This is a genomic window from Dietzia timorensis (assembly GCF_020742175.1).
Lineage (GTDB): Bacteria > Actinomycetota > Actinomycetes > Mycobacteriales > Mycobacteriaceae > Dietzia > Dietzia timorensis_A.
Genome location: NZ_DYXM01000225.1, coordinates 1 through 10,707, shown reverse-complemented (window position 1 = coordinate 10,707; position 10,707 = coordinate 1). Strand labels below are relative to the sequence as shown.

General features: G+C 67.3%; 9 protein-coding genes. 6 read left to right on the top strand and 3 right to left on the bottom strand.

Annotated elements, in window-relative coordinates; all coding sequences use genetic code 11:
• Positions 1-547, bottom strand: a 547-nt coding sequence (locus K8V11_RS11785; protein WP_303914429.1) for an ACT domain-containing protein, incomplete at its 3' end; no start/stop codon positions are given.
• Positions 548-774: 227 nt separating this feature from the next.
• Here K8V11_RS11785 and gatC point away from each other — a divergent pair.
• The 5 genes from gatC (at position 775) to gatB (ending at position 6,894) form a co-directional block, all read left to right on the top strand.
• Positions 775-1,071, top strand: a complete 297-nt coding sequence (gene gatC, locus K8V11_RS11780; protein WP_303914426.1) for an Asp-tRNA(Asn)/Glu-tRNA(Gln) amidotransferase subunit GatC — start codon at positions 775-777, stop codon at positions 1,069-1,071.
• Positions 1,072-1,076: 5 nt separating this feature from the next.
• Positions 1,077-2,570 carry an Asp-tRNA(Asn)/Glu-tRNA(Gln) amidotransferase subunit GatA gene (gatA, locus tag K8V11_RS11775; RefSeq protein ID WP_303914423.1) on the top strand — a complete coding sequence of 498 codons (1,494 nt, stop codon included), beginning with the start codon at positions 1,077-1,079 and terminating at the stop codon, positions 2,568-2,570.
• Between the two features lie 182 nt (positions 2,571-2,752).
• Positions 2,753-4,198, top strand: coding sequence for a DHA2 family efflux MFS transporter permease subunit (locus K8V11_RS11770; protein ID WP_369693075.1), 1,446 nt, complete (start codon positions 2,753-2,755; stop codon positions 4,196-4,198).
• 106 nt (positions 4,199-4,304) lie between these two features.
• A complete protein-coding gene (locus K8V11_RS11765; protein ID WP_303914420.1) occupies positions 4,305-5,339 on the top strand; it encodes an ATP-dependent 6-phosphofructokinase in 1,035 nt (344 codons plus the stop codon).
• 31 nt (positions 5,340-5,370) lie between these two features.
• Positions 5,371-6,894, top strand: coding sequence for an Asp-tRNA(Asn)/Glu-tRNA(Gln) amidotransferase subunit GatB (gatB, locus tag K8V11_RS11760; RefSeq protein WP_303914418.1), 1,524 nt, complete (start codon positions 5,371-5,373; stop codon positions 6,892-6,894).
• A 10-nt stretch (positions 6,895-6,904) separates the two neighbouring features.
• Here the strand turns inward: gatB and K8V11_RS11755 are convergent, their stop codons facing one another.
• Positions 6,905-8,065 (bottom strand): oxidoreductase, encoded by a 1,161-nt coding sequence (locus tag K8V11_RS11755; RefSeq protein WP_303914416.1) that lies wholly within the window; start codon positions 8,063-8,065, stop codon positions 6,905-6,907.
• Between the two features lie 180 nt (positions 8,066-8,245).
• On the opposite strand from K8V11_RS11755, the gene K8V11_RS11750 reads away from it, so the two are divergent.
• Positions 8,246-9,787: a DoxX family membrane protein gene (locus K8V11_RS11750; RefSeq protein WP_303914414.1), complete on the top strand. Its 1,542-nt coding sequence runs from the start codon at positions 8,246-8,248 to the stop codon at positions 9,785-9,787.
• Positions 9,788-9,879: 92 nt separating this feature from the next.
• Here K8V11_RS11750 and K8V11_RS11745 read toward each other — a convergent pair.
• On the bottom strand, positions 9,880-10,707 hold an 828-nt coding region (locus K8V11_RS11745; protein ID WP_303914411.1), incomplete at its 5' end, for a dihydroxy-acid dehydratase.

Below are 10,707 nucleotides of genomic sequence, written 5' to 3'. Positions count from 1 at the left end.
TCTCGCCCAGACCGGCCGAGGCCAACGCGGTGTCCATGACCGTCCACGAGTCCGGCAGACCCTCGGTGGCGGGATCGACCTCGATGGCATGTTCGCCGACCGGCATCGGAACGTCGAGAGAATCCGCATCGCCCGGCGCCGATTCGCCGCGGGCGAGAAGGCGGGCGCCTGCGCCGTCATTCTCGACGACAAGCGCCCAGCTGACACCGAGCACTCCCGGCAATTCCTGGGAGAGCACGCGGAGCGCTTCGCGCCCGGAGGAGCTCACCGAATCGATGAGCTGCAGCTCCTGATGGGCGCCGATGCGTCCATCGAACGGGCGCAGCGAGACGACCGATACGCCGTCCAGGCTCTCGGCGGCAGTGATGAGCGTATCGGGGAGGGCGCCGGTCGGGACGTCGACGACGATGTCGTCGATCGCCGCGCCGTCGAAGTGTTCAACGACGTCGAGGCTGACGATATTGGCCTCCACCGAGCCCAGCGCCACCGCGAGGCCGCCGAGGGAACCCGGACGGTCGGGAACGGTGACGCGCAACAGGTAAGACATGACCCACATTCTGCCAACTAAGGACGACACATGGCGTATCGCAGGAACTTTCGGCAGTTAAGTTTCTCACACCCCGAGCGTGTGGGACGCGCCGGATACCGACCGGCTAGGCTGAAGAGCACACGAAAACACCAGATCTGACGTCGCCGGTACTCCGCCCGGGCCCGCGCCTGAGCCACCGACTCGCGACGGATATAACCCAAAGAAGAGGGAAGGACCACCACAACGTGTCCGCGATCTCACGCGACGATGTCGCCCACCTCGCCAAGCTCTCGCGCTTGGGCCTCACCGACAGCGAACTCGACGAGTTCGCAGGCCAGCTCGAGAAAATCCTCGATCACGTCGCCACGGTGAGTGATGTCGCAGGCGACGACATTCCCGCCATGAGCCACCCCACCCCGATCGTGAATGTGAATCGGGAGGACGAGCGAGTCGCCGGGCTGACCCCGGACGAGGCGCTCGACCAGGCGCCCAATAGCGCCGAGCAGCGTTTCCAGGTTCCGCAGATTCTCGGGGAGGACTAGCACGCATGGCAGACAGCACCTATACCTCTGTAGCCGGCGACTCCCTCCTCGGGCTCGGCGCCGCCGAACTGGCAGAGAAGATCGCCGCCAAGGAGGTGACCTCAGAGGAGGTCACCCGCGCCCATCTCAACCGCATCGCCGAGATCGACGGCGACATCAACGCCTTTCTCCATGTGGGCACCGAGCAGGCACTCGACGCCGCCCGCGCAGCGGACAAGGCGATCGCACAGGGTTCGGCGGGGCCGCTCGCCGGCGTGCCCGTCGCGCTCAAGGACGTCTTCACCACCGCGGACGCGCCTACTACGTGCGGCTCGAAGATCCTCGAGGGCTACATGTCCCCGTACGACTCGACGGTGACTAAGAAGCTCCGCGAGGCCGGCATGCCGATCCTCGGCAAGACAAACATGGACGAATTCGCCATGGGTTCGTCGACCGAGAACTCCGCCTACGGACCGACCCACAATCCGTACGACACCACGAAGACGCCGGGCGGCTCCGGAGGCGGTTCCGCCGCGGCTCTCGCGTCGTTCCAGGCGCCGTTGGCCATCGGCACCGACACCGGCGGCTCGATCCGCCAGCCGGCCGCCCTCACCGGCACGGTCGGCGTGAAGCCGACGTACGGCGGCGTATCCCGCTACGGGCTCGTGGCATGCGCATCCTCCCTCGACCAGGGCGGGCCCTGTGGGCGCACGGTGCTCGACACCGCGCTGCTGCATGAGGCCATCGGCGGACACGACCCGCGAGATTCGACCTCGCTCGACGTGGCCGTGCCCGGCGTCGTGGCCGCGGCCCGGGAAGGCGCACGGGGCGACCTCAGCGGCGTCCGGATCGGCGTCGTCGACGAATTCGACCTGAGGACGGGCGCGCAGCCCGGCGTGCGCGAGCAGTTCAACGCCGCCCTCACCCAGCTCGAGGAGCTCGGAGCCGAGATCGTCAACGTGTCGTGCCCGAACTTCCAGCACGCCACCTCGGCCTACTACCTGATCCTGCCGTCGGAGGTCTCGTCCAACCTCGCGCGTTTCGATGCGATGCGCTACGGGCTCCGCGTGGATGACGACGGCGAGCACTCGGCCGAGCAGGTTATGGCAGCGACACGCGACGCCGGATTCGGCCCCGAGGTCAAGCGCCGCATCATCATCGGCACCTATGCGCTGTCAGCCGGGTACTACGACGCGTACTACGGCTCGGCGCAGAAGGTGCGCACGCTGATCGCCCGTGACTTCGACGCGGCCTACGAGAAAGTCGACGTCCTCGTGTCGCCCGCGACACCGAGCACGGCATTCGGCCTCGGGGAGAAAATCGACGATCCGCTGTCGATGTACCTGTTCGACATGTTCACGCTTCCGCTCAACCTCGCAGGCCACTGCGGGATGTCGCTGCCCGCGGGTCTGGCACCGGACACCGGACTGCCGGTCGGCCTGCAGATCATGGCCCCGCCGCAGGCAGATGACCGCCTCTACAAGGTTGGCGCCGCGTTCGAGGCTGCGCAGAAGCGGTAGCCTTTCGGACGTGCCTTTTGCCCCGCGCAAGAGGCAAGGCACCGAGACGATCGGGCCCGCATTCCGCCGAACATCGGGATGCGGGCCCAAGTCATGGATATCGCTGGAGCCTTTCGACCTCGAATGAGGGCCCCGACCCCAGCGCACTACTCGCATAGTCACCACGAAGGAGTGCATGTCACGTGGGTCAATCTTTTGCACCGCTCCCCGATAGGCAGGCGTGGCTGGCCCTGAGCGCCATGGTCATCGGGTTCTTCATGATCCTGTTGGACCAGACCATCGTCGCCGTCGCCACCGAATCGCTCGAGCAGAGCCTCGGCGCCGGCCCCAACGAGATCATCTGGGTCACCAGCGCCTACCTACTCGCGTTCGCCGTTCCGCTGCTGTTCACCGGCCGCCTCGGCGACCAGATCGGGCCGAAGAAGGCGACGATCATCGGTCTGGTCATCTTCACCGGTGCCTCGCTCTGGTGCGGGCTGTCGGGGAGCATCGGCATGCTCATCGTGGCGCGCGTCGTCCAGGGCTTCGGCGCGGCAATGGTCAGCCCGCAGTCGCTGTCGGTCATCACCCGCGTGTTCCGCCAGGAGTCTCGCGGCGCCGCGATGGGCGTATGGGGCGCCGTCGCCGGTATCGCGACGATGGTCGGGCCGATCGCCGGCGGTCTGCTCGTCGACTCCGTCGGGTGGGAGTGGATCTTCTTCATCAACGTGCCCATCGGTGTCATCGCGGTGCTCGCCGTCATGCGGCTGGTGCCCTCGCTGCCCACCTCCACACACAAGTATGACGTCGTAGGAATCGTTCTCTCGGCGATCGGTATGTTCCTGTTCGTCTTCGGCATCCAGCAGGGTTCCGAACGCGATTGGGGGGCCGAATACGTGGTGATGATCGTCGCGGGCGTCGTACTCATGGCCGCCTTCGTCTGGTGGCAGAGCAAGGTGCGCACCGAGCCGCTGGTGCCGCTGCGGCTGTTCCAGAACCGGAACTTCGCCGTCGGCAATGGCGCCATCTCGACGATGGGCTTCGTCGTTGCCGGCACAATGGTTCCACTCATGATGTTCCTTCAGCTCGTCATGGGGCTCAGCGCCATCAAGGCCGGGCTCGTGCTCGTCCCGATGGCGGTGACCTCCGGCATTCTCGCCCCGTTCGTCGGTCGCCTCGCCGACCGCCTCGATCCGCGTGTGCTCACGGTGATCGGCTACGGCTCGATGGCCGGCGCCGCGTTCTGGCTCGCGATCGTGATGTCCCCGACAACCTCGGTCCCACAGATGATCGGGCCGATGATCTTGCTGGGGATCGGCAACGGATTCGTCTGGGCTCCGACGTCATCTACGACGATGAGGACCCTGGATCTGAAGATCGCCGGGGCGGGCTCCGGGGTCTACAACACCACGCGACAGGTCGGCGCGGTCATCGGATCGGCGGCGATCGCGGCTGTGCTCCAGACCCGCATGACGACCCATATCGGGGAGGGGGCGGATCCGCACGCAGCTCTCGCGGGCGGGTTGTCGGACGCGTTCTTCCTGCCCGCCGTGGTCATCCTTGTGGGCGCGCTGATCACGCTCCTATTCCGCACTCCCGGGCGCCGCGAGCAGGTCGACCGGAGCAGCGAGGCGCCGCAGGCTTCGTAGCGCGGCGCGGCGGACGCCCGCGTCGCTAGTGTGGATGGCGCGAGCAAGCCAGAGGCGCTCGACCCGCGAGCGCGCGTAACTCCAGGCGTGAAGGAGAACAACCCACGTGCGAATCGGAATGCTCACGGCCGGCGGCGATTGCCCCGGTCTCAACGCGGTGATCCGTGCGGTCGTCCGCACCTCGCGGGCCGAATACGACACGCCCGTGCTCGGGTTCAAGGACGGCTGGTCCGGCCTGGTCGAGGACTCCGCGGTGTCGTTGTATGACGACGAGGAGATCGACCGCCTCCTCCTGCGCGGCGGCACCGTGCTCGGGACGGGGCGACTCAACCCGGACACGCTGAGAAATTCGCTGCCACAGATCAAGCGGACGCTCGAACGGCACGCAATCGACGTGCTCATCGCAATCGGCGGGGACGGGACACTCACCGCAGCGAACTGGCTCCACGACAACGGAATCCCGGTGGTGGGTGTGCCCAAGACCATCGACAACGATGTCGCGGCCACCGACTTCACCTTCGGATTCGACACCGCCGTGTCCGTCGCCGCTGACGCCATCGATCGCCTCCACACCACCGCCGAATCCCACGAGCGGGTGATGCTCGTCGAGGTGATGGGCCGGCACGCCGGATGGATCGCGCTGCACGCCGGTCTGGCGGCGGGTGCGCATATGATCGTGATCCCCGAGGTTCCCTTCGACATCGATTACGTGTGCAAGGTGATGAAGCGGCGTTTCCAGATGGGCGAGAACTACGGCATCTGCGTGGTCGCCGAGGGCGCCACGCCCGCCGAGGGCTCGTCGATGACGATCGACGAGGGCGAGATCGACCAGTTCGGGCACCAGGTATTCACCGGGGTGGCGAACGCGATGGCGGTGGAGATCAAGGAGCGGCTGGACCGCGACGTGAGGACCACCGTGCTCGGACACACCCAGCGGGGCGGAACTCCGACGTCACGAGACCGGGTTCTCGCGACGAGGTACGGGGTGCACGCTGCGCACCTGGCGAACTCCGGTAAGCACGGCGTGTTCGTCGCGCTGCGTGGTGAGGACATCGTGCCGCTGCCGATCGCGGACGCGATCAGCCGGCTCAAGACGGTGCCGGTGGAAATGTATGACGAGGCCGCGAGCCTCTTCGGCTGAGCCGGAAAACACGAAAGGTAAGATCGCTGGCATGACTGCACCGGTGGACACAAGCAATATCGAACCCCTCGATTACGACGATGTGATCGCGAAATTCGATCCGGTCATGGGTATGGAAGTGCACGTCGAGCTGCATACCGAGACCAAGATGTTCTGCGGTTGCCCGACCGCCTTCGGCGCCGAACCCAACTCGCAGGTCTGCCCGGTGTGCATCGGCCTGCCTGGCGCGCTGCCGGTCGTCAACCGTCTCGGCGTCGAATGGGCCATCAAGATCGGCCTCGCGCTCGGGTGCGAGATCGCGCCCTCGAGCCGCTTCGCGCGGAAGAACTACTTCTACCCGGACCAGCCGAAGAACTACCAGATCTCGCAGTACGACGAGCCCATCGCGTTCGACGGCGCACTCGACGTCGAGCTCGAAGACGGCACCACGTGGCGCGTGGAGATCGAGCGCGCGCACATGGAGGAGGACACCGGCAAGTCCACCCACATCGGTTCCTCCTCGGGACGCATCCACGGCGCGACCCACTCGCTGCTCGACTTCAACCGCGCCGGCGTGCCGCTCATCGAGATCGTCACGAAGCCGATCATCGGCGCGGGGGAGCGGGCGCCTGAAATCGCGCGCTCGTACGTTACCGCGCTGCGCGATCTGATCAAGAGCCTCGACGTCTCCGACGCGCGCATGGACCAGGGCTCCATCCGCTGTGATGCGAACGTTTCACTCATGCCCAAGGGCACCACCGAGTTCGGCACGCGCACCGAGACGAAGAACGTCAACTCCCTGCGCAGCGTCGAAACCGCTGTGCGCTACGAGATGTGCCGGCAGGCCGCGGTGCTGGAGGCCGGCGGGGAGATCGCGCTGGAAACCCGGCACTACCAGGAGGACGACGGCACGACCTCCGCCGGCCGGCCGAAGGAATCGGCCGAGGATTACCGTTACTTCCCCGAGCCCGACCTCGCTCCGGTCGAGCCCAGCGAGGAGCTCATCGAGTCCATTCGGGCGACGCTGCCCGAACTGCCGTGGGTGCGCCGCGCCCGCGTGCAGGCCGAATGGGGAGTGTCGGACGAGGAAATGCGTGACCTCGTCAACGCCGGTGCTCTTGACCTGATCATCTCGACCGTCGACGAAGGCGCCACACCCGCCGAGGCGCGGTCGTGGTGGGTCGCGTACCTGTCTCAGCAGGCCAATGCTCGCGGGGTCGACCTGTCCGGACTTCAGATCACGCCCTCACAGGTGGCACGGGTTATCGCGCTCGTGGGCGAGGGCAAGCTCACCAACAAGCTCGCCCGCCAGGTCGTCGACGGCGTGCTCGACGGCGAGGGCGAACCGGACCAGATCGTCGCCGACCGCGGTCTCGAGGTCGTGCGCGACGATTCCGCGCTGCAGAAGGCCGTCGACGAGGCCCTGGAGGCCCAGCCCGACGTGGTCGCGAAGATCAAGGACGGCAAGGTCCAGGCCGCCGGCGCCATCGTCGGTGCGGTCATGAAGGCCACCCGCGGCCAGGCCGATCCGGCGAGGGTCAAGGAACTCGTCCTCGCAGCCTGCGGCGCCAGCTAATCCCTGCGCGCTAGGTTCGTTCGTCCGCGCTGGACCCGGAAATCGGGAGGATGATCGCGCGGTCGTCGGTCTGTACCGGCGAGCCGCCCGCCTTGTTGGTCGTCGTGCCGACCAGCGCGTTCCCGGCCATGAGGCCGACCCCGCTGAGCCTGCCGTACTGTCCTTCGGCTACGGCGGTCGGCGGAGCCGGGGCGGTCCCGCTCGCAGGATCGACGACCACCATGTCTACGCGCTCGGCGTCGGGAATGGCGACCGCGGGACCTGTCGTTGTCACCGCGCAGCCGTGCACGCTCGGCTGATCCGGCCACGACCACACGCGTAGCGCAGCGCCCTCGTCGACCCGCATGAGCGCCCCGCCGGCGGTTCCGCCCGTGGTGGCGTACACGCCCGGAAAGATTCCCGCACCTGCGCACAAGCCGCTGATAGGCGAATCGGTGCTCGCCACGGTCTCTGTCCGGCCCGCCTCGCCGATTCCCTCGAACTCGGGGAAACCAATGACTTCGCGTCCGACGCCGACAAGCATCTCGTCGTCATTGAAGGCGATACCGGCGCGTCCGTTCTCGCTGCCGGGTAGCCCATCGGCGACGATCTTCGCCTCGTCCCCTTCCGCGATCCGCGCGACCTTCGTCTCACCGCCGGAAACGAGCACTGCATAGACGAGCCGATCCTGCGCGTAGCTTGGCGAGAGCGCGAGCGACACCACGGCGCCCTCACTCGGGTCGATGCGGGCAAAGGGCTTGGGCGCCTCGGCGTCGCTCACCACAAACATCTGGCCGGTGTCGCGTTCGGCGAGGATCGCCTCAGCACTGTCCGGAAGGCCGACGACGGCGCTCGTCGGCTCCAGGCACGTCGCGATGACCGCAGGGTCCGGGTCCTCGCACTCGGTCCTTCCGTCGGGAGTCTGCGGCGGAAGATCAGGCTGTTCCCCCTGGCCGGGGGAGGGCTCGCGCTGTCCCATGTCCGGCGGCTTATTGGGCTCAGGAGCCTCGCCGAAGTTCTCGCCCGCACCGGCGACCGGCGAAAAGGGTGCGGACTGCGAATCATCGAATTGTGCACAGCCCGCCGCGAGCATCGGTGCCAACGAGAGCGCAGCCGCCGCCGTCATCCAGCGAAAAGAGCGGGACGTGTCCCGCAGGCGCGGAGGCTCGGTGCGGGGGAACTGCGCATGCATGGGCCCAGCTTACGTGCCGTGGCGACCAGGTCCGCGGAGGACCACCACCCGCCAATGACGTCGGACGCCACGCTCGCACGCCCGCCGCATCCTGCCCGAATATAAAGAACTGGCGACAATACGTGGCCACACGCCCTCACGTCCCCGCGCGGCGCGCCGATTCCGCATAATCTCGTATACGTGAAACTTCCATTCGGCTTAGGCAAGAATTCTCGCGACTCCGAACCCGGCCGCGTGGATCCGAACGTGGATCCGAACCAGGCGGCAGGTGCGGGGAACGACACGACCCGGATGCCGGCGGCGGGCAGCAGCACCTCGGCGCCCCGCCAGGGGCAGTCACCCGCGCAGGCATCGACCTCTGCCCCGAATCCGGGCGAGCGGGCAGCACCCCAGACCGTGGGCGCCCCCAAGAGCAAGTCCCGGTGGCCGCTGGGTAAGGACTCCGAAAAGCAGGATGCGGCTGGCGCGGGCAAGGACCGCGGCGCACCCATCGCGGAGAAGCCGATCTCGCTCGGCGGCGATTCGGGGACCGGTCAGGCGGCTACGGATTCGCCTTCCACCGCGAGCTCGGCGGCCGGGCAGGCGGCACCGGCGGGCGCCGGGGGCGCTGCTGCAGGCGCAACTGCGGCAACGGCCGCGAGCGGCTCCCAGTCGCCGGACGACTCGGCAACCGCGGCGATCCCGGTGGAGGAGATGCCCCAATCGCCGCGCACCGAATCGAGCTCGGCGACCGGGCAGGTATCCCCGGATGCCCAGACCCAGGAGTTCGAGCCGAAGTCCACGGGGCAGACGGCAAAGGACGCCGAGAGCTCCGGTTCCGGCGGGACTGCCGGAAAGGCTGCGGCTGCAGGTGCGGCCGGAGCGGGCGGCGTCGGTATCGGAGCGCTCATCGGAGCGAAGTCGAAGAAGTCCGGAGACGGGGGCGATCCCGACGCACGGACGCAGGCCTTCGGTCAGCCTCAGAACGCAAGCGAGCCCCAGGCCCAGGCCCAGCCAGTCGGTGCGACGGGCGAAGGACATACAGGTATGACCACCGACAACGCTCATAATCAGACCACCGCGTTCCCGACGGCCGGATACAACTACGCCGACTTCGACGAGAACGGCCAGGGCTACGACTACGACGGAACGGACGGGCAGGTTGCTCCCGTCGCTGCGAGGGAGCCGGCGCCCAAGCCGGTTCGCGGCACCGCGGACTTCGGCCTGTTCATCCTTCGTGTCGTCGTGGCCGCACTGCTCGGGCTGCACTCGCTGCGCATCGTATTCGGGCTGTTCGGTGGTCCCGGCTTCGACGGCATGACCGACGTATTCTCCAGCGCCGGGTTCGATCAGGCGCAGGCGCTTTCCTATGGGTTCGGCATTGCCGGGCTCGTCGCCGCGGTCATTCTCCTACTCGGGATCCTCACGCCCATCGGTGCGACCGTCCTCCTCGCCCTCGTCGGGTTGAGCGCGGCACTCACGTTGGCCGCGGCGGGCGGCGCGACGATCCTCGGCGGGAGCGATCTGTCCGGCGCACCGGGCGGCGGCCTCGAACTGCATATTCTCTACGCAGCCGCACTGCTTACGATCCTGTTCGCCGGCGGCGGCCGCTGGGGGCTCGATGCCGGCCGCAAGTGGGCGTCGGCACCGAAGTGGTCGGGCTTTCTCGGGATCATCGTCGCCGTCGCGGCGGTGGCGGTTGTCTGGTACGCGCTCAACGGAAGCAACCCGCTGTCGTCCTGATATTTCGGCAGCTCGGACACAGGCAACGTGCCCACTACTTGCTCGCAAGTAGTGGGCACGTTGTCGTAGGCGGTGCGAACGAGCCTCCCGGCTTAGTCCGGAACGATTCGCACGGCACCCTTGTCTGCGGAGGAGGCCATCCACGCGTATGCGCGCAGAGCCTGCGAGACATGGCGTTCGCGCGTCGCGGGCCGCCACGGCTTGTCCTTGGCTTCCATCTCGGCGCGGCGACGCTCGAGCTCGTCCGAAGAGATCTCCGCGTGAAGCTTCCGCTCGTACACGTCGATCGTGACGATGTCGCCGTCCTGGATCAGCCCGATCGGTCCGCCGGCTGCGGCCTCCGGTGCGATGTGGCCGATGGACAACCCTGACGAGCCGCCGGAGAAACGGCCATCGGTGATGAGTGCGCACTTTTTACCCAGGCCGGCGCCCTTGAGGAATGCCGTGGGGTGGAGCATTTCCTGCATGCCCGGCCCGCCCGCCGGTCCCTCGTAACGGACGACGAGCACATCGCCGGGTTGGATGACCTTCTTGAGAATCACCGACACGGCTTCCTCTTGCGACTCGACCACGCGCGCCGGACCGGTGAACCGGAAGCTTTCCTCATCCACGCCCGCGGTCTTGAACACCGAACCGTTCGGGGCGATATTGCCGCGAAGCACGACCAGGCCGCCCTCCTCGGTGCACGGATGTTCCATCGAGTGGATGCAGCCGTTCTCGGCGTCGACATCGAGCGAGACCCAGCGGTTATCCGTGGAGAACGGCTCGGTGGTGCGGACGCCACCCGGGGCGGCGTAGAACAGCTCGCGCGCCTCTTCGCTGGGGTTATCTGCGCGAAGATCCCAGTCGGCGAGGTAGGACTCCATGGAATCGGAGTGCACCGAATGGGTATCCATGTCGAGCAGCCCGCCGCGAGCAAG

Excerpts from the sequence above, each read along its gene's own strand:
- K8V11_RS11755 (WP_303914416.1), bottom strand. The coding sequence starts at position 8,065 with ATGCATGCGCAGTTCCCCCGCACCGAGCCTCCGCGCCTGCGGGACACG.
- gatB (WP_303914418.1), top strand. The coding sequence starts at position 5,371 with ATGACTGCACCGGTGGACACAAGCAATATCGAACCCCTCGATTACGAC.
- gatA (WP_303914423.1), top strand. The coding sequence starts at position 1,077 with ATGGCAGACAGCACCTATACCTCTGTAGCCGGCGACTCCCTCCTCGGG.